15 protein-coding genes are annotated in these 17571 nt (G+C 63.7%); 9 read left to right on the top strand and 6 right to left on the bottom strand.

What is annotated here, in order from left to right; translation table 11 throughout:
• Positions 1 to 5: 5 nt before the first annotated feature.
• On the top strand, positions 6 to 2057 hold the full coding sequence (gene paaZ, locus VVR12_RS07940; protein WP_368550659.1) for a phenylacetic acid degradation bifunctional protein PaaZ: 2052 nt from the start codon (positions 6 to 8) through the stop codon (positions 2055 to 2057).
• Here the strand turns inward: paaZ and VVR12_RS07935 are convergent.
• From VVR12_RS07935 to paaI, 3 genes are all read right to left on the bottom strand, one after another.
• Positions 2054 to 2659, bottom strand: coding sequence for a TetR/AcrR family transcriptional regulator (locus VVR12_RS07935; RefSeq protein WP_368550658.1), 606 nt, complete (start codon positions 2657 to 2659; stop codon positions 2054 to 2056). The two genes, paaZ and VVR12_RS07935, sit on opposite strands and share 4 nt — an antisense overlap.
• Positions 2660 to 2780: 121 nt before the next feature.
• Positions 2781 to 4157: a phenylacetate--CoA ligase family protein gene (locus tag VVR12_RS07930; protein ID WP_368550657.1), complete on the bottom strand. Its 1377-nt coding sequence runs from the start codon at positions 4155 to 4157 to the stop codon at positions 2781 to 2783.
• Between the two features lie 45 nt (positions 4158 to 4202).
• Positions 4203 to 4640, bottom strand: a complete 438-nt coding sequence (gene paaI, locus VVR12_RS07925; protein ID WP_368550656.1) for a hydroxyphenylacetyl-CoA thioesterase PaaI — start codon at positions 4638 to 4640, stop codon at positions 4203 to 4205.
• Between the two features lie 223 nt (positions 4641 to 4863).
• Between paaI and paaA the strand changes: the two genes are divergently transcribed.
• From paaA to VVR12_RS07890, 7 genes are all read left to right on the top strand, one after another.
• Entirely contained in the window at positions 4864 to 5877 is a 1014-nt protein-coding gene (paaA, locus tag VVR12_RS07920) for a 1,2-phenylacetyl-CoA epoxidase subunit PaaA (protein ID WP_368550655.1), read from the top strand.
• A gap of 2 nt (positions 5878 to 5879) precedes the next feature.
• Positions 5880 to 6182 carry a 1,2-phenylacetyl-CoA epoxidase subunit PaaB gene (gene paaB / locus VVR12_RS07915; RefSeq protein WP_368550654.1) on the top strand — a complete coding sequence of 101 codons (303 nt, stop codon included), beginning with the start codon at positions 5880 to 5882 and terminating at the stop codon, positions 6180 to 6182.
• Entirely contained in the window at positions 6179 to 7006 is an 828-nt protein-coding gene (paaC, locus tag VVR12_RS07910) for a 1,2-phenylacetyl-CoA epoxidase subunit PaaC (protein ID WP_368550653.1), read from the top strand. The genes paaB and paaC overlap by 4 nt, the downstream gene beginning before the upstream one ends.
• Before the next feature lie 77 nt (positions 7007 to 7083).
• Positions 7084 to 7629, top strand: a complete 546-nt coding sequence (paaD, locus tag VVR12_RS07905; protein WP_368550810.1) for a 1,2-phenylacetyl-CoA epoxidase subunit PaaD — start codon at positions 7084 to 7086, stop codon at positions 7627 to 7629.
• 27 nt (positions 7630 to 7656) lie between these two features.
• Positions 7657 to 8808: a 1,2-phenylacetyl-CoA epoxidase subunit PaaE gene (gene paaE / locus VVR12_RS07900; RefSeq protein ID WP_368550652.1), complete on the top strand. Its 1152-nt coding sequence runs from the start codon at positions 7657 to 7659 to the stop codon at positions 8806 to 8808.
• A 10-nt stretch (positions 8809 to 8818) separates the two neighbouring features.
• Positions 8819 to 9589, top strand: coding sequence for an enoyl-CoA hydratase/isomerase family protein (locus VVR12_RS07895; RefSeq protein ID WP_368550651.1), 771 nt, complete (start codon positions 8819 to 8821; stop codon positions 9587 to 9589).
• A gap of 72 nt (positions 9590 to 9661) precedes the next feature.
• Positions 9662 to 11554: an FAD/NAD(P)-binding protein gene (locus tag VVR12_RS07890; RefSeq protein WP_368550650.1), complete on the top strand. Its 1893-nt coding sequence runs from the start codon at positions 9662 to 9664 to the stop codon at positions 11552 to 11554.
• On the opposite strand, the gene nadE is transcribed toward VVR12_RS07890, so the two are convergent.
• Positions 11551 to 12375, bottom strand: a complete 825-nt coding sequence (gene nadE, locus VVR12_RS07885) for an ammonia-dependent NAD(+) synthetase (protein ID WP_368550649.1) — start codon at positions 12373 to 12375, stop codon at positions 11551 to 11553. The two genes, VVR12_RS07890 and nadE, sit on opposite strands and share 4 nt — an antisense overlap.
• A gap of 9 nt (positions 12376 to 12384) precedes the next feature.
• Entirely contained in the window at positions 12385 to 12810 is a 426-nt protein-coding gene (locus tag VVR12_RS07880) for a low molecular weight phosphatase family protein (RefSeq protein ID WP_368550648.1), read from the bottom strand.
• A gap of 221 nt (positions 12811 to 13031) precedes the next feature.
• Here VVR12_RS07880 and VVR12_RS07875 point away from each other — a divergent pair, with 221 nt between their 5' ends.
• The gene (locus VVR12_RS07875; protein ID WP_368550647.1) at positions 13032 to 13718 is read left to right on the top strand and encodes a DUF4870 domain-containing protein; all 687 of its coding nucleotides are present in this window, start codon (positions 13032 to 13034) and stop codon (positions 13716 to 13718) included.
• 363 nt (positions 13719 to 14081) lie between these two features.
• On the opposite strand, the gene VVR12_RS07870 is transcribed toward VVR12_RS07875, so the two are convergent.
• The gene (locus tag VVR12_RS07870) at positions 14082 to 17321 is read right to left on the bottom strand and encodes a S8 family serine peptidase (RefSeq protein WP_368550646.1); all 3240 of its coding nucleotides are present in this window, start codon (positions 17319 to 17321) and stop codon (positions 14082 to 14084) included.
• Between the last annotated feature and the right edge of the window lie 250 nt (positions 17322 to 17571).

Raw genomic sequence — 17571 nt, 5'->3', positions numbered from 1 at the left:
CTTCCATGTCAAACCCCGCTCTCGTTCCCAGTTTCATCAAGGGACAATGGTGGACCCCTAGCAACCCCGCCAAAGTCAACGAAATCCAGGACACCTCCACCGGAGAGACCATCTTCACCGCCTCCACTGAAGGGATCGACACCCCCGGCGCGATCGACTACGCCCGCCAGACCGGTCAGCAGAACCTAGGGCAGTTCACCATCCACGAGAGAGCGCTCAAGATCAAAGAGCTGGCCATCTATCTCAACGAGCACAAGCAAGAGCTCTACGACATTTCGTTCTCCGCCGGCTCCACCCAGCGAGACCATTACATCGACATCGACGGCGGCATCGGCACCCTCTTCACCTTCTCTTCCAAGGGCCGCCGCGAACTCCCGAACTCCAACGTGATCATCGACGGGGCAACCGAACCGCTCTCCAAAGACGGCAGCTTCATCGGTGAGCACATCTATACTCGCCTGCCCGGCGTGGCCGTAGAGATCAACGCCTTCAACTTTCCCGTCTGGGGCATGCTCGAAAAGTTCGCCCCGGCCTTCATCGCCGGCATGCCCTCGATCGTCAAGCCCGCCACCGCCACCGGTTACGTGACCGAACGCTGCGTGCGGTTCATGTTGGACTCTGGAATCCTGCCGGAGGGCTCCCTGCAGTTGATTTCGGGGTCCGCCCGCGACCTTCTCGACTACCTGGACTACCGCGACCATGTGGCCTTCACCGGTTCCGCCGACACCGCGCAGTCGTTGCGCGCCCACCCGAGCGTGCAACAGAAGGGAGTGCGCTTCACCGCCGAAACCGACTCCCTCAACGCGGCCATCCTAGGCCCCGACGCGCGTCCGGACACCCCCGAGTTCGCGGCGTTCATCAAATCCGTCTTCGTGGAGATCACCGCCAAAGCCGGTCAGAAGTGCACGGCCATCCGCCGCGTCATTGTACCCGCCGGTTTACGGGATGAGGTGGTCGCAGCGATCGCCGAGACGGTCGAGAAGAAGGTCACCGTGGGAGACCCCCGCGCCGAGGGAACTACCACCGGTTCCCTGGCCTCCTTCGAGCAACGAGGCGAGGTGAGCTCGTCGGTCGAGAAGCTCGCCGCCGCGGGTGGAACCATCGCTTACCAGGGCACCGCGCCCACCGCAGGGGCCTTCTACCCCGTCACCATCCTCACCTTCGACGACCCACGCAACGCGGCCGTCCACTCCGTCGAGGCATTCGGCTCCGTCACATCGGTGATCGAGTACTCCTCGGTCGAGGAAGCCATCGAACTGGCCGCGCTGGGTGAGGGTTCGCTGGTGGCCACCGTCTGCACCGACGACCGCGACGTCGCCCGCCAGGTAGTTCTCGGCATCTCGGCCCACCACGGTCGCGTGCTGGTGCTCAACCGCGAAGACGCCAAGACCTCCACCGGCCACGGTTCCCCCGTGCCACACCTGGTGCACGGTGGCCCCGGACGCGCCGGCGGCGGCGAGGAACTCGGCGGCGTACGAGCTGTCAAGCACTACATGCAACGCACCGCGATTCAGGGCTCACCCAACATGCTGACCGCCATCACGGGCGTGTGGCACCAGGGGGCCGACGCGAACACAGTGACCCGCGCATCGGTGGACGGTGGGCAGGGCGTACACCCCTTCCGCAAGTCGCTGGCCGAGCTGCGCGTGGGCGATCAATTCGCCTCCGGGCTGCGCATGGTCACGCTCGAAGACATCACGGCCTTCGCCGACTCCACGGGCGACCAGTTCTATGCCCACACCGACGAAGAGGCGGCCACGGCCAACCCCTTCTTCCCGCGGCGCGTAGCCCACGGTTACCTCCTGGTCTCCTGGGCCGCCGGCCTCTTCGTGGACGCCGCGCCCGGGCCCGTGCTGGCGAACTACGGCCTGGAGAACCTGCGGTTCATCACGCCCGTCACCTACGACGACTCGATCCGGGTGACGCTGACCGCTAAGAAGATCACTCCGCGCGTGACCGACGATTACGGCGAGGTAGCCTGGGACGCCGTGCTACACAATCAAAACGACGAGATTGTCGCTACCTACGATGTGCTGACGCTGGTGGAAAAGGACTAGCTCCGTAACCCGTCGAAAGCCATCTTGACGATCGCCTCGGCGAGCGCATCGACATCGGTGACGCCGTCGGGGCGATACCATTCCGCCAGCGAGTTGATCATGCCGAAGACCAGGCGGGCCGCGTTCTTCGGGTTGATGGTGTCCCGCACCGACCCCTCTCGCTGAGCCGCCTCGACGAAGGCGCCCAGCTGGGCGGTGAGCTGGCGGCGGCGATCCAGCGCGCGCTTCTCCATCTCGGAGTTTCCACGTAACCGCAGCAGCAAGGTGACGTTATCGAAGTGCTCGATCAGCACGAAGATGGTCTGCCGAATGGCGAACTCGAGACGCTCCTCCGCCGAGACATCCAGGGACTCCGCGCCCTCGAAGACCTCTTCCAGGGCATCGAGCGCGTGGTCCAGCGCGTACTCAAGAATCTCTTCTTTAGAACTGACGTGGTGATAAATCGCCGACTTGGTGATGCCCAGGGTGCTGGCCAGCGTCCCCATGGAGGTGGCCTCGTACCCGTGCTCGTTGAAGGCGCGCACGCAGATACGGAGCAGTTCGTCGCGCTCGTAACCGGGGCGTCCTCGTTTGGCGGTGGGTGCGGCTTCCGGGGCAGTCATGGCGGCGTCCTTCTATATACGGTGGAGCGGATGAATAAAAGGCTGAAGAACCCGCAGGTCACGCGAGCCCTTCAGCCTAGTCTAGTGCCGCCTGACCGGCAGGTCGGGGTGTAGCGCTGTATTACTCGTTACCCTTGGGGCGGTTGCGGTAGTCGTAGATGCGGCGGATCTTACCGACCGAGCGGGGCAGGACGTCCGGGTCGAGCACCTCGATGCGGCAACTGGAGCCGATCTTGGACTTAATGTCGTGCTGCAGCTTCTTGGCGGCCTCTTCGGCCTGGTCGATCGTGAACTCTTCGCGACGCTCGATGCGCACCTTCATCTCGTCCATGCGGTTGGGTCGGGTGATTTCCAGGGCGAAGTGCGGGGAGAGTTCAGGTTGCTGCAGGGCCAGCTCCTCGACCTGGGTCGGGAAGAGATTCACGCCGCGCAGAATGATCATGTCGTCGCTACGGCCGGTGATCTTGCCCATGCGGCGGTGGCCGGGACGTTCGGTGCCGGGCAGTAGGCGCGTGAGGTCGTGGGTACGGTAGCGGATGATGGGCAGGGCCTCTTTGGTCAGGGCGGTGAAGACCAGCTCACCGGGCTGCCCCATACCCATGATGGAGTCATCGAAGGGGTCGATGATCTCCGGGCGGAAGTGATCCTCCCAGATGTGGCTGCCGTCTTTGGCCTCGCCGGATTCGCCGGCCACGCCGGGGCCCATCACCTCAGACAAACCGTAGATATCGCAGGCGCTTAGGGTTCCGAAGGTGGTCTCGATTTCGCGGCGCATCTCTTCGGTCCAGGGTTCGGCACCCAATACGGCGGTGCGTAGCGAGGTTTTTTTGGGGTCCACGCCCAGGTGACGGAAGCCGTCGGCGATCGTCAGCAGGTAGGTGGGTGTGGAGAGGATGGCCTGCGGTTCGAAGTCGCGAATGAGCTGAACCTGTTTTTCGGTCTGACCGCCGGACATCGGGATGACCGCACATCCCAGTCGTTCCGCGCCGTAGTGGGCACCCAGCCCGCCGGTGAAGAGCCCGTAGCCATACGCATTGTGCACCTTGTCCCCGGGTTTGATACCTGAGAAGCGGAAACAACGGGCGACCAGGGTACCCCAGGTTTGCAGGTCGTTTTCGGTGTAGGCCACCACAGTGGGTTGCCCGGTAGTTCCCGAGGACGCATGGATGCGGCGAATCTCGCTCATCGGGGTGGCGAATCCCTTGAACGGGTAGGCCTTGCGCAGAAATTCTTTATCGGTGTAGGGGAAGATCTTGAGGTCGTCGAGGTCTTTGAAGTCGCCGGGGTGCACACCGGCCTCATCGTAGAGCTCGCGGTAGGCGGCAACGTTCTCGTAGGCGTAGTGTAGGGTCCACTTCAATCGCTCGAACTGCAGGGATTCGATCTGATCCCGGCTCATCAGCTCTTCGGGATCCGGTTGTGCTGGATCCGTGGGAGCAGCGGCGGCGTAGGGGTTCTTCACACTACAGGTGGTCTGGGTTCCAGGCGTAACTGTCATGTTCTTCCTTTGGGTTCGCGGTGGTGGTGAGGTTCCCGTGTGGTCTTAAGCTGAGAATGAGGCGCTATAGTTGCCGGGTTGAGGGCGGTTGATCGTCCGAGAGCGGCCGCGCATCTCTGCTATGACGCGGCCGTCTTCCCCGGTCACGGTGATGTCGTAGAGGCCGCTACGGCCGTGGTGATGCCGGACGAGGGCGGTGGCTGTCAGTCGCTCCCCCGAGCGTCCCGGGGAGACAAAGTCGATATCGCACCCCGATGCCACCGTGATGGTGTCCGCCTCGCCATCTGGCCGGTTGCAGGCCATGGCGAAGGCCGTATCGGCGAGGGTGAAGATCATGCCACCGTGGGCGATGCCAAAGCCGTTGAGCATTTCGGGCCGCAGGGTCATGCTGATCCTGGCTGTGCCGTACTCTGCTTGCTCCACCTCAATGCCTAGCCAGGCCGCGGCTGGGTCGTTGTTCAGAATGGCGTGAGTTGGTTGCACTTCACCTCCCAGTCTCAGGGGTCTTGAACTCGGTATCTTTCCGAACGAGATTTACTGACCGAATGTTCAGTCGTAAATATGATCAACAGCAACTCTGCCATACCCGATGTGAGTTGCACAACATCTTGACTGAAAATTAGATATACTCATAAACTGAACGAACGGTCAGTAATCTATCGCGCGAGGACGAACGCCCCGACTCCCGCGCACGAAGGAAGAACCGATGAACGCACCGAACCCCGAGCACCTGACGGCGGTCAATGCAGACAGCCAGGGCCACGATGCTGCAGAAGACCAGCAAGGTCAGCAGTACTTTGACCAGCTCATCGCCGAAGACTCACGCATCGAACCCACCGACTGGATGCCCGAGGGATACCGCAAGACCCTCACCCGACAGATCTCCCAGCACGCTCACTCCGAGATCATCGGCATGCAGCCTGAGGCCAACTGGATCACCCGCGCACCCTCCCTCAAACGCAAGGCCATCCTGATGGCGAAGGTGCAAGACGAAGCCGGCCACGGCCTCTACCTCTACTCGGCCGCCGAAACCCTGGGCACCCCGCGCGAGGTTCTCAACCAGCAGTTGTTAGACGGCAAGGCCAAGTACTCCTCGATCTTCAACTATCCCGCCCGCACCTGGGCCGACATGGGGGCCATCGGATGGCTCGTGGACGGCGCGGCCATCTGCAACCAGGTTCCGCTCTGCCGCACCTCCTACGGCCCCTACGGCCGTGCCATGGTGCGCATCTGTAAAGAAGAATCCTTCCACCAGCGCCAGGGGTGGGAGATCCTCTACGAACTCTCCCACGGCACCCCCGAACAGAAGCAGATGGCCCAAGACGCCGTGAACCGAACCTACGGCCCGGCCCTGCAGATGTTCGGCCCGCCCGATGCCGACTCGCCCAACTCGAAACAGTCCATGGCCTGGAACATCAAGCGCTTCAGCAACGACGAGCTACGGCAACGCTTCGTCGACATGATGGTCCCCCAGGCCGAAGCGCTGGGCCTCACCCTGCCCGACCCAGACCTGAAATGGAACGAAGAACGCGGCCACTACGACTACGGCGAACTCGACTGGGACGAGTTCTTCTCGGTCATCGCCGGCAACGGGCCCTGCAACGTCCAGCGCATGCAGCGCCGCCGCCAAGCCCACGAAGAAGGCGCCTGGGTGCGCGAAGCCGCGGCCGCCTACGCCGAAAAGATGGCATCAGCCGACCCACAACTCATCGGAGCATAACCATGACAGATACCAACCCCACCACCGCCGAATGGCCCCTCTGGGAGGTCTTCGTTCGTTCCTCCCGCGGACTCTCCCACGTTCACGCGGGTTCATTGCACGCCCCCGACGCCACCATGGCTCTACGTAATGCGCGCGATCTCTATACCCGCCGCAATGAGGGCACCAGCGTCTGGGTCGTGCCCACCGAAGCGATCCTCTCCTCCGACCCGGATTCCAAGGGCGGTTTCTTCGAGTCCTCCCAGGGCAAAAGCTACCGCCACGCCACCTATTACACCAAGAGCGAGGGGGTGAAGCACCTGTGAGTTTCGCATCCCACGATTCGGCCACCAAGCAGTCGGCCGGGGTAGCCATCACCGCAGAAGAGATCGCCGAAAGCGGCGTGCTCGCCTCCGAAGAGGTGGCCCGCTACGCCCTTTACCTTGGCGACGACGCGCTCATGTTGGGCCAGCGTCTCTCGCACTGGATTTCCCGCGCGCCGGAGCTTGAAGAAGACATCGCACTGGGCAACATCGCCCTGGACCTGGTGGGCCACGCCCGCTTCTTTCTCACCTACGCCGGCACCGCCTGGGGCAAAACCGAGGACGACCTCGCCTACTTCCGCGACGAAGAAGAGTTCCGCTCGGTTCGCCTGGTAGAGCAGGAAAATGGAGATTTCGGGCAAACCATCGCCCGGCAGCTCATCTTCTCGTACTACCAGCACGAGCTCTATTCGCAACTGATCCACTCCAGCGACGAGACGCTGGCCGCCATCGCCGCCAAGGCCCTCAAAGAGGTCGCCTACCACCAGGATCACGCCGCCCAGTGGTTGCTGCGTCTCGGCATCGGAACCGAAGAGTCCCACCGTCGCATGCAAAAGGGCCTCTACTACATGTGGCCCTATATCGACGAGCTCTTCCACGACGACGAGGTCACCCAGGCCCTCGACGGTGTGGTGCCCGCACCGTCGTCTCTACGCGCTAATTTCGAGCGACGCATCGAGCAGATCATCGCCGAGGCAACCCTGGACATCCCCGATGTGCCCCAAGCCCGCGGCGGCGACCGTTCCGGCAAGTACTCCGAAGCCCGCGGCCACATTCTGGCAGAGATGCAGGTGTTGGCGCGGCAGCACCCCGGCGCCAGCTGGTAACAGCGCCCCGATCACGAAGGTGGCAGATGTTCATGAGATGTGAGTTTGACCGGTTGCAGAAAGACATGTTGCACGATATGCCCGCCGACGCCTTCACTCCGCTCTCCCCGCAGGAGCTGGCCGAACAGGCACCGCCGGCGCCGGAAGGCTCCGAGGAGCGGTTATGGAAAATCGCCGCCACCGTGACCGACCCCGAGATCCCGGTGCTCTCCATCGCCGACCTCGGCATCCTCCGCTCGGCCCATTATCGGGACGGCGCACCGCGCGTCGTCATCACCCCCACCTACTCGGGGTGCCCGGCCATGGAGACCATCACCGCAGACCTGCGCTCTGCGTTCCGCGCCGCCGGAGAAGCCAAACCCGACGTCCATCTGGCGCTTACCCCCGCGTGGAGCACCGACTGGATGAGCGAGGCCGGCAAAGAGCGATTAGAGAAGTACGGCATCGCGCCACCTACCGGACAGGCGGCGGCCGGGCCCGTCGCGCTCTCGCTGGGGGTGAAGTGCCCCCGGTGCCACTCACTGAACACCCGCGAGCTCACCCGTTTCGGATCGACCTCCTGCAAGGCGCTGTACCGGTGCCAGAACTGCCAAGAACCCTTCGACTACTTCAAAGTCCACTAGAACCCCTCCGAAGAACACGAGGCCATCATGACTGAGACCCCTACCCGCCGCCGCGCCACGTTCAACACGCTCACCGTCAAGAACGTGCGCAAGCTGACCTCCGATGCGGTGGAGGTCATCTTCGACGTGCCCGCCGACCTGGCCGAGGACTACAACTACGTGCCCGGCCAGTACGTGGCCCTGCGCGCCACCATCGACGGCAAAGAGGTTCGCCGCTCCTACTCCATCTGCTCCGAACCCACCCCCGGCGAGGTGCACGTGGCCATCAAGAAAGACTTCGGCGGGGTGTTCTCCACCTGGGCCAACGAGACCCTGGCCGCCGGTGACACCATCGACGTGATGAACCCGCAGGGCGCCTTCATCTCGAAGAAGAACATCACCAGCATGAACAACCCCGACCAGGTGGCCTCAGACGCGCTCGCCGGCGGCAACCTCCACCTGGTGGCCTTCGCCGCGGGTTCGGGCATCACCCCCATCATGTCCATCGCGCGCTCGGTGTTGGGGCAGTCCGAGCAGACCACTTTCGACCTCGTCTACGCCAACAAATCGGCGATGGACGTGATGTTCGCCGAAGAGCTCGGCGACCTGAAAGACAAGTACCCCACCCGCTTCGCCGTGCACCACGTGCTCTCACGGGAGCAGCGCGTCTCAGAACTGATGAGCGGGCGCATCGACGCCGCCAAGCTCGAATCCCTGCTCGACCACGTCATCCGCACCGAGGCCACCGACGAGTGGTTCCTCTGCGGGCCCTTCGAACTCGTACAGCTCTGCCGCGACACCCTGGCCGAGCGCGGGGTGAGCGAAGACGACATTCGCTACGAACTCTTCACGACCGGCAAACCCGAGCAGCCCACCGGCCAGCAGGGTCGCACGGTCGAGGCAGACCCCGCCGGGGCCAACTTCGCGATCTCCTTCACCTTGGACGGCACCTCCTCACGGGTTGAGTCCCCCACCTCAGCCCACGAGACCCTGCTCAACGCCGCGTTGCGCGTGCGCGCCGACGTCCCCTTCGCGTGCGCCGGCGGGGTCTGCGGCACGTGCCGCGCGAAGGTGATCGAGGGCGACGTGGAAATGGAGGAGAACTACGCCCTCGAAAAAGACGAGGTGGACGCCGGTTACGTGCTCACCTGCCAGTCCCGCCCGTGCAGCGACTCCGTGAAAATCGACTTCGACGCCTAGGGGGCTTGTAATGATTGAACTGAACATCGACAACAACCTGGCCGAGTTAGTGCTCAACGCGCCACAGAAGATGAACGCCCTCAACGAGCAGGCACTGGCGGAACTCTCCCAAGCCTTAGATCGCGCCGAGAACGCCCAAGTGCGTGCACTCATCCTGCGTGGGGAAGGCCGCGGTTTCTGCGCCGGCCGTGACATCGCCGGCCTGAACCCCAGCACCGACGACGCCTACGCTTACCTCGCCGAGAAAGTCACCCCGCTACTGCAGCGCATCGCCCGCTTTCCCGCGCCCACTTTCGCCGCCGTCCACGGCCCCTGCCTGGGCGTGGGGCTGGGACTGGCCATCGCCGCCGACGTGGTCTACGTAGCGAAGACCGCCAAGATCGGCTCCCCCTTCGCGAACCTGGGCGCGACCCTCGACTCGGGCGGGCACTGGCTCTTCGTCGAACGGCTGGGTGCCCATCGCGCGCTCGATCTTATCTACACCGCAGACCTCATCGACGGTGAAGAGGCCGTGCGCGCCGGCCTGTTCTCACGGGCGCTACTCGAGGACGAACTCCTCGAGTTCACGCGCACCACGGCGGCACGGGTAGCCACCGGCGCGACCGGAGCCTTCCTCACCTCCAAGGAACTGGTGGCTCAGATCCGCGACGAGCGCTTGGGGCTGTGGGAATCCATCGAGCGAGAGAACCTCGCCCAAGGTAAGCTGTGTTCCTCCGAGGATTACGCCGAAGGATTCGCGGCCTTTACCGAGAAACGCAAGCCTCAATTCCGGGGGAGATAACCCGTCCCCCAAGCGTCCGCTCCGGAGGTATATCCTTAACGAAAGGTAAATAGCGACGACGAGAGGACGAGAATGCCGGCAAGCATTGCCATTGTGGGAGTAGGACCGCGCGGAGTATCCGTGATCGAGCGCATCGGGGCAGCGAACCCTCAGACGGAACTCGAACTGCACCTGATCGACAACTCACAGCTTGGCGCTGGCCGCATCTGGAACACCTCGCAGACCCGCACGCTGTGCATGAACACCCTCGCCGGCGCCGTCACCCTGTTCACCGAGCCGAACTCCACGGTGACCGCCCCCGTGCGTCCGGGGCCGAACATGTACGAGTGGATCCAGCTGAGCCTGGGCCGCGATATCGAAGAGCACGACCAAGCCGCCGCCAAGCGCGCCCTCTTCGCCAAGCACCCCCAGCACCCGCTGCCCCACTTCGAGGCAGAGATGCAGGCCACCGAGAAGCACTCGAACCCCTCCCGCGCCCTGTACGGCGAGTACATCAACTGGTGCTACCGCGTGGCCGTGGCCGAGCTGCCCGAGACCGTGAAGGTCACCGAGCACCTGGCCAACGCGGTGGGTGTGACCTCCTCCAGCGACAACTCCTTCGACATCATCGAGCTCTCCGACGGCACCATTTGCCGCGCCGACGCCACGGTCATCGCCAGCGGATGGACGATTCCCGCGCTCAGCCCGCAAGAGCAAGAACTCGCCGAATCGGGCGGGGTTTGGGTCGCTCCGAACTCCCCCGCCGAACAGGACGTCTCAGTGCTGCCCGCCGGAGAAAACGTGCTGGTGCGCGGGCTCGGCATGAGCTTCTATGACCTCATGGCGCTGGTCACCATCGACCGCGGCGGCCGCTTTGTCGAGGACCCCTCGACCCGGTCCGGTATGCGCTACGAGCCCTCGGGCAAAGAGCCGCACCTGCTGGTCGGTTCGGGCCGTGGTTACCCCTTCCTGCCCAAGTCTGACTACCGAGAGCTGCCGCCCCAGCCGGTCAACCACCGTCTAATGGCCGTGATCGAAGAGCTCAAAGACGAGAAGAAGATCGACTTCGGCGTGCAGGTGCGCCCGGCGATCATCAAGGACGCCTACGAGGCCTACTACTGCAAGCTCGCCGAGCTGAAGCCCGAAGCGGTCACCGCCAACATCGGCAAGATCGTGGAGATCATCGACCACGCCACCCCCGAGTCGATCGCCGAAGACCTGGCCGACATCGTGCCCGACCCCGCCGACCGCTTCAACATCGAACGCTGGCGCCAGCCACTGGCCGGTGTGGAAGGATCGGTCGCCGAGGTCACCGAGCACATCGCGCAGTTCCTCGAGCACGACATCCGCGATTCGGCGGCCGGCCACGACAGCGCGTTCAAGGCCGGCATGTGGTCGGTCTCCTCGGCGCGCACCCCCGCCTCGATCCTGGGCTCGATGGGCCGCTACACCTGGGAGTCACGCCAGACCGATTACAAGAACTTCGACGCCCTGGGCCAGATGGTCGGTTCCGGCCCGCCGCTGTTCCGCTGCCGTCAGCTCTTGGCCGCGATCGACGCCGGGATCATCGAGTTCATCGGCCAGCGTCCGCAAGTGACCGTGGACGGCGACGAGTTCGTGGCGGTCTCTCCCTCCACCAAGCAAGAAATCCGCACCCGCTACCTGGTGGATGCCTTCTTGCACTACCCGGATATCCGCCACGTGGCCGAGCCGATCTACCGTTCCTTGCGGGCGCGGTTGCGTCCGTTCTGCCAGCAGGACGAAGAGGGCCGCCTCATCGAGACCGCCTCGCCGGAGGTACACCCCGTCTCGCGGGTGATCATCAACCCCGACGGCGAACCCGACCCCCGCGTGCACGTGATCGGCATTCCGACCTTCGCGCAGATGGCGGATACAACGATCTCACCGTTGCCGGGTACCGACGCCCTCATGCTCCAGGAGACCGATAAGGCCGCCGTGCACGCGTTGCAGGTGGCGCTGGGTTAGCCCTTATACCAGTCGTCGAAGATGGTCACCGGCAGGGCCCGCTTGTGGCGGCTGCGGAGGTACTTGGTTTCGAGGTTCTCGGCGGCGGCTGGGTCGATGTCCTTGCCCTCGAGATAGTCGTCGATCTGGTCGTAGGTCAGGCCGAGCTCATCTTCGTCCGTGCGGCCGGGCTTGCCGTCGAGCAGGTCGGCGGTAGGCACCTTCTCCCACAGGCGCGGCTCTGCACCAAGAGTCTGCAGGAGCAACCGGTTCTGCCGCTTGTTCAGGCCCGCCAAGGGGAGGACGTCCGCGCCGCCGTCACCGAACTTGGTAAAGAACCCGGTGATGGATTCCGCCGCGTGATCGGTGCCGACCACCAGCAGGTTCTTCTCGCCGGCGAGCGCGTACTGGGCGATCATGCGGGCGCGGGCCTTCACGTTGCCCTTGTTGAAGTCCGAGATCTCCCCGCCGGTGGCGTCCTGGAACGACGATTCGAAACCGTCCACGGCAGGGCCTACGTTGAAGGTGACCGACTGCTGGGGCTGAATGAAGGCGAGCGCGGCCTGGGCGTCGTCTTCGTCTGCCTGCACCTTGTAGGGCAGACGCACGGCGATGAACTCGGCGGTGACCCCCTCGAGGTCTAACTGTTCGACGGCGAGCTGGCACAGGCGTCCGGCCAGGGTGGAATCGACGCCGCCGCTAATCCCCAAGACCAGCCCTCGGGTTCCGGTGGCTTTGAGGTAGTCGCAGAGAAACTGCACGCGCTTGCGGATCTCTTCGGTGGGGTCGATGGTGGGCGAAACGCCCTGTTCTTCGATGATCTGGGCCTGTAATTCACGCATGCTGTGATTCTACTCTCCCGCGATGTCGCCGAGGAGTTTCTGCACGTGACGGTCGATGTCGTCGCGCAAGAGGTTCATGCGTTCCTCCCCCTCGATGCCGCGCAGAGAGGGTTCGTCGGGCGCCCAGCGTTGGACCTTGGCGGCGTTCTCGGGGCTGAGCTCGCCCAGGTCTGCGCCGCCCACCACCACGATGTGGTCGGCTTGGTCGTAGAGGTCTTCGGTGGTGCGTTGGGCGACGCCGGTCATGTTCGCGCCGATTTTTGCCAGGGACGCCGCGGCCTCCTGATTCACGGAGGCGCCCTCTTCGGCGGCCACACCGGCGGAGATCGAGCGAACCTTACCGGCCGAGCGCAAGTCCATGAGCGCCTGGGCCATTTGCGACTTGCCGCGGTTGGAGTTGCAGACGAAGAGGACGGTGGGCTGGTTCTCGGTCATGAGACTTCCTTTCGATGAGTTTTGTACCCCGGTAATCGCAGTGTATGCCACTAAGGACATACTGGGTGGTTTTCTGGGTACAAACTCCGGTGGATCCCATGGTTGGACGGGGCGGACGGGTATAATTCGTCAACGCAAAAGATCAGCCTTCAGGCTGAGGACGCCCTACCCTTCCCCTCGCTAAGCTGGAAATATTCACACAACGAGCGAAGGAACATCCGATGACCCAGCATCCCAACGACAATCAATTCGGTAGCTTTCAGAACCAACCCGGCGGCCAGGCTCCGCAGGGTGGTTATGGTGCCGCCCAGCCCGGTGGTTCTTACGCCAGCGGATCCCAGCCTGGCGATCCTCAGGCCGGCGGTTCTCAGCCTGGCGGTTTTCACAACCAGCCCGGCGGCCAACCCTTCGGTGGCGCCCAGAACGGTTATGCGCAGAACGGTTACTCCCAGTACGGGCAGAACCAGTACCAGAACAACCAGTTTGGTCAGAATCCCCACCAGCCGCACCAGGTGAGGGACGCCTACGGCAACCTGATCCCGCACGACGCCAAGACGATCTCGCTGATGGCCCACCTCTCGTCCTTGGTGGCCTACCTGCTCTCGGCGACCGTCCTGAGCTTCATCGGCCCGCTGATCTTCTGGTTCATCTATAAGTCCAAGCCGGGTTATGCGTTCGTCACCGCCAACTCCGCTCGGGCGTTCAACTTCAACGTGACCATGGCGATCGCCAATATCGCCGCCTGGTTGCTGACCCTGGTGACCTTCGGGTTGGCGCTGCCGATTTCGGCACTCATTTGGTTGGCAACCGGCGTCATCATGTTCGTCTTCCACATCATCGGCGCGATCAAGTCGAACAACGGCGAGGTCTATAACTACCCGATGCAGATCCGCATCCTCAAAGACTAGCTTCCGCTCCCGGTTCATCCTCCGGTTCGGCCCTCTCTGGTCGGATCCCCAGAGCGACTCGCCCGAGGTGCCCCACGTTTGTACCCCGAAAATCACCCAGTATGTCAAAAAGGACATACACAGTGATTTTCGGGGTACAAACCGTCTAGGCCCGGGCGAGTCGCGGACGCGCGCGGCTACCAACCGGGCACGAAAGCGTTGAGGGCCGGGCGAGTCGCGCCGATAACCGCCGGGACGCACCGACTGCCCACGCAGAAGGCCGTCGTCTCCCGAAACTTCGGAAGAGGACGGGCCTTTGCCCACGCCACGCGGCACAGTTCCCCACGCTACGCAGTACAGCTACACAGGTAACCCGGCGCAGACTTACTTGAAGTCGATGACCTGAGCCTTCGCGCCGTCGGCGTCCGGGGTCTTACCCGAGAGATCACCGGTGGCGTTGTGCAGGTGCAGGAACAGCGCGCTGACCTTCTCGTCGGTGTTGCGCGTGACCTTCAACTGGGTCTTGGCCGAATCCGCATATAGCGGGCCCGCTACGGTCTTGCCCGAGAAGCTAAGCTTCGGGGCAGAGGGGTTGTAGCTCACCCAGTCGGTGGAATCCACCGCGCCGTCGGAGTACCACGAGTAGGTCTTGACCCTGTAGTTGATCGAGTCGGTGGACCCTTCCAGACCCAGCGCCTTCAGGGTCACCGGAACCACCACGGCGTTGGTATCCATGAGGTTGGTATCCACGTCGCCGAAGACGCCGTTGATCGGCTGCACATCGGCCACCTGCATGCCGTCAGCGGTGGGCTGGTAGAGGGTGGCGACCGGGTAATCCAGACCCTTCACGCGGTCGATGTCGAGGAAGAAGTCGGCCTTGCCGTCCTTATTCGTATCGATCTCGATCTCGGTGGCCGCCGACCAGGTCAGAACGTCCCAGTTACCCCACGACGTGAGGCCAAAGTTGAGCATGCCCTCCGAGGTGGAGGCACCCACATACTGCAGGTCGATGCGGCGCTCCGAAGGCACCGTGAGGGAGTCATCGGCCAGACGCTCGCTCCGGGCACCTAGTTCGAAGGCAGCCAGCAGACCGCGGTAGGCCCCCTGGTTCAGCTCCGTACCGCGCAGTTTCACGGCGGTGCTGCTGCCCTTGCCCTTGAGCTGGCCGCGGGCAACGTTCGCCTTCATATCACCCACGGGCTTGGGTGCGATCTGCACCGGCACGCGCAGTTCGTTCCCGCCGTTCTCGGTGATCTTCACGCGACCCGAGGCCTGGGCGATGAACTGACGCGCGTGATCCATCTGCTGCACCTCGAGACCGGGGTCCGCGGTCTTATCGAGGGCCGCAGGATCAACGGTGGCGGTCACGGTCACCTGCGCGGAGGAGTTCGCGGGAACGGTCACGGTGGGGGTCACGCTCAGCGTCACGCCGGGCATGGTCACCGACTGGTCCAGCGCCACGTTGAAGGTGCTGGCGCGATCGGACTTGTTCTCCACGGTGATGTTCTTAGTGAGCACCTTGGTATCGCTGCCCACCGGAACTTCCAGTACGCCGAAGCTGGTGGAGACCTGCTTCTTGGAGTCGGAGTTGTAGGCGAGGACGTCGGTGGCTACCGCGGCGGCGGCGTCCACGCGTCCGGTGCCGGTGCGGTCCACGGCCAGCTTGGTGCCCTCGGCGTTGGTGATGTCGTGGGTCGCGGTGTTGGTGATGGCGGCCTTGATGTCGGCGGGGGCATAACCGGGGTGCGCCTGCAGAACCAGGGCCGCGATACCGGCGACGTGCGGGGCGGCCATGGAGGTACCGGTCATCAGCTGGCCGGCGTTACCTGCGCCCACGGCAGCTGAGAGGATGTTGGTGCCCGGGGCCGCGACGTCCGGCTTGGTGAGGCCGTAGGAACCGTGCTGACCGCGCGCAGACGAGGTATTCAGGACGTCTAACGAATCGGTGGGAGCCGAGATGGAAGACATCCACTCGGGGCTGAGCTTGACGTGGAACGATCCACCGCCGGCGGTCGCCTCGCGGGCCTGTTCCGAGGCCTCCTTGTTCAGTCGAACGCCGGGGATCGTCTCGTTACCGGCGATGCCGGACTGATCGGGGTAGTTGTCGGTGGTCAGCACCACGCCTTTACCGCCGGCCTTCTCCACGTTGTCGAAGCGAACCTTCGATCCACAGGGGAAGGTGCCGTCGGGGTTATCCCACTGCAGGAGCACCCACTTGCCCTCGAAGGAGGTGTCGAAGGGTTGGCAGCCGAAGCGGTTGTCGGCGGGTGCGGCAACGACCTCACCGGTGAGCTGCTCGGGTCGCGCCGCGGCATAGTCGAAGCTCCGCGAGTAGTCGGAGATCACCTTGTTCTTGGGGATGGTGCTACCGGAGATCTCGGCGGCGTCGGCCAGGTAGGTGGAACCGATCGAGTTGGCCACGGTCAGCGCAGACATAGCGTTCGGCGGGTTGCCCAACACGTTGTAGGTGTCACCGACGCCGTTGTAGTTGTTCGCGTTACCGGCGGCAATCACCGAGAGGATGCCCTGGTCGGTGAGCTTTTCGATGATGTCGTTCTCGGGGTCGTCTGCAGCACCGAAGTCGGCGCCCAGCGAGAGGTTGATGATGTCGGCGCGGTCGGAGAAGTCACCGTCGCCGTTGGGATCGAGCGCGCGGTCGAGGGCCTGGCCGGTGAGCATGGTGGTGCCCTCACAGCCGAACACGCGAATGCCGATGAGCTGCGCTTCCGGGGCCGAGCCGGGGCCGATCTTCATGTCGCGCACCTGTTGCTCGGTAAGCTTGGAGTAGTCCCCGGTGAAGGTCTTGCCTTCGGCGGTGACGCCGTATCCGGCTGCGGTGCCGGCCACGTGGGTGCCGTGCCCGCCGAGCTTACAGTCCAGCGGGTTATTGTCGGGAACGGCTACCTTGTTGGGGTCGTTGCCGTTGTAGTCGTCACCGGCCAGGTCATAACCGGCCACCAGCTTCTTCGGGTCGTAGGTGCCTTCGACCATGGTCGGCGAGGCCTTGGCCCGGTCGTAGGCCTCGTCGGTGCCCGGACCGCCGAAGTCGGCGTGGGTGTAGTCGATGCCGGAGTCAATGACGGCGATGCGCAGGTCTTTACCGGTTACCCCCACGTTCTGCCAGGTGTTGACGGTCTTGGTATCGATGGTGGTTCCGGAGTTGGAGCGGGTCTTCGGCACTATGCGGGAGACCTTGACGACGTCCGGACGCTCGGCGAGGGCACGGATGTCTTCAGCATCTCCCTGAACGGCGGCGCCGGGCAGGGAGTTGTGGGTGGTGTAAAGAACTTTGCTGGAAGATGAAGAGGCCACGGTGTCTGCCTTAGCCTTGACTTCCTTTTCCACGGCCTTCGCTCGTGCGGGGTCAGCGGCGTGGGCGTTGGGGCCGCCGGTGGCTTCTAATGCTCCGTCCCCGGAGAACTGCACGTAGGCAGCAACCTGGCCCTGGGCATCCTTCATGGAGGCGGTGAGCTTCTGTTCGGGACCGACGGCGGTCTGCTTCAGGCGGATGTCTGGGTCGACGGTGGCGTGTGCGGGGGCGCCTAAGGTCATCGCCAGGGTGAGGCCTGCGACGGAAGCCGCGCAGGTGCGAGCCAAGCGGCTCAGCTGAATATTCTTTTGCATGGGTTCCTCGTTGTGTGTGTTCGACGGATACCCCTGGTGTACGAGTGTTAGAGAACATATAACCCTAAAACTCCGCAAAATGTAAGCTACGTCTCAAAAATTACGTGAACTCCTCTTCGAGAGGTAAACCCAGGATAACCTCTGGTTGTGGCCTCCCCTGGCGCGGTATCCTAGAGGTTGGTGTGTTTGCGCCCAGGCCTGCCAGAGTGCGTTCGATCGCTGGGTAGCTGGCCGTGCCCCGCTAAGCCGC

It is taken from the genome of Rothia sp. LK2588 (assembly GCF_040946465.1).
GTDB lineage: Bacteria > Actinomycetota > Actinomycetes > Actinomycetales > Micrococcaceae > Rothia.
This window is presented reverse-complemented; position numbering and strand designations above follow the sequence as displayed.

Coding starts and splice junctions, on each gene's coding strand:
- paaZ (WP_368550659.1), top strand. CDS start 6: ATGTCAAACCCCGCTCTCGTTCCCAGTTTCATCAAGGGACAATGGTGG.
- VVR12_RS07935 (WP_368550658.1), bottom strand. CDS start 2,659: ATGACTGCCCCGGAAGCCGCACCCACCGCCAAACGAGGACGCCCCGGT.
- VVR12_RS07930 (WP_368550657.1), bottom strand. CDS start 4,157: ATGACAGTTACGCCTGGAACCCAGACCACCTGTAGTGTGAAGAACCCC.
- paaA (WP_368550655.1), top strand. CDS start 4,864: ATGAACGCACCGAACCCCGAGCACCTGACGGCGGTCAATGCAGACAGC.
- paaB (WP_368550654.1), top strand. CDS start 5,880: ATGACAGATACCAACCCCACCACCGCCGAATGGCCCCTCTGGGAGGTC.
- paaD (WP_368550810.1), top strand. CDS start 7,084: ATGCCCGCCGACGCCTTCACTCCGCTCTCCCCGCAGGAGCTGGCCGAA.
- paaE (WP_368550652.1), top strand. CDS start 7,657: ATGACTGAGACCCCTACCCGCCGCCGCGCCACGTTCAACACGCTCACC.
- VVR12_RS07895 (WP_368550651.1), top strand. CDS start 8,819: ATGATTGAACTGAACATCGACAACAACCTGGCCGAGTTAGTGCTCAAC.
- VVR12_RS07890 (WP_368550650.1), top strand. CDS start 9,662: ATGCCGGCAAGCATTGCCATTGTGGGAGTAGGACCGCGCGGAGTATCC.
- nadE (WP_368550649.1), bottom strand. CDS start 12,375: ATGCGTGAATTACAGGCCCAGATCATCGAAGAACAGGGCGTTTCGCCC.
- VVR12_RS07880 (WP_368550648.1), bottom strand. CDS start 12,810: ATGACCGAGAACCAGCCCACCGTCCTCTTCGTCTGCAACTCCAACCGC.
- VVR12_RS07875 (WP_368550647.1), top strand. CDS start 13,032: ATGACCCAGCATCCCAACGACAATCAATTCGGTAGCTTTCAGAACCAA.
- VVR12_RS07870 (WP_368550646.1), bottom strand. CDS start 17,321: ATGCAAAAGAATATTCAGCTGAGCCGCTTGGCTCGCACCTGCGCGGCT.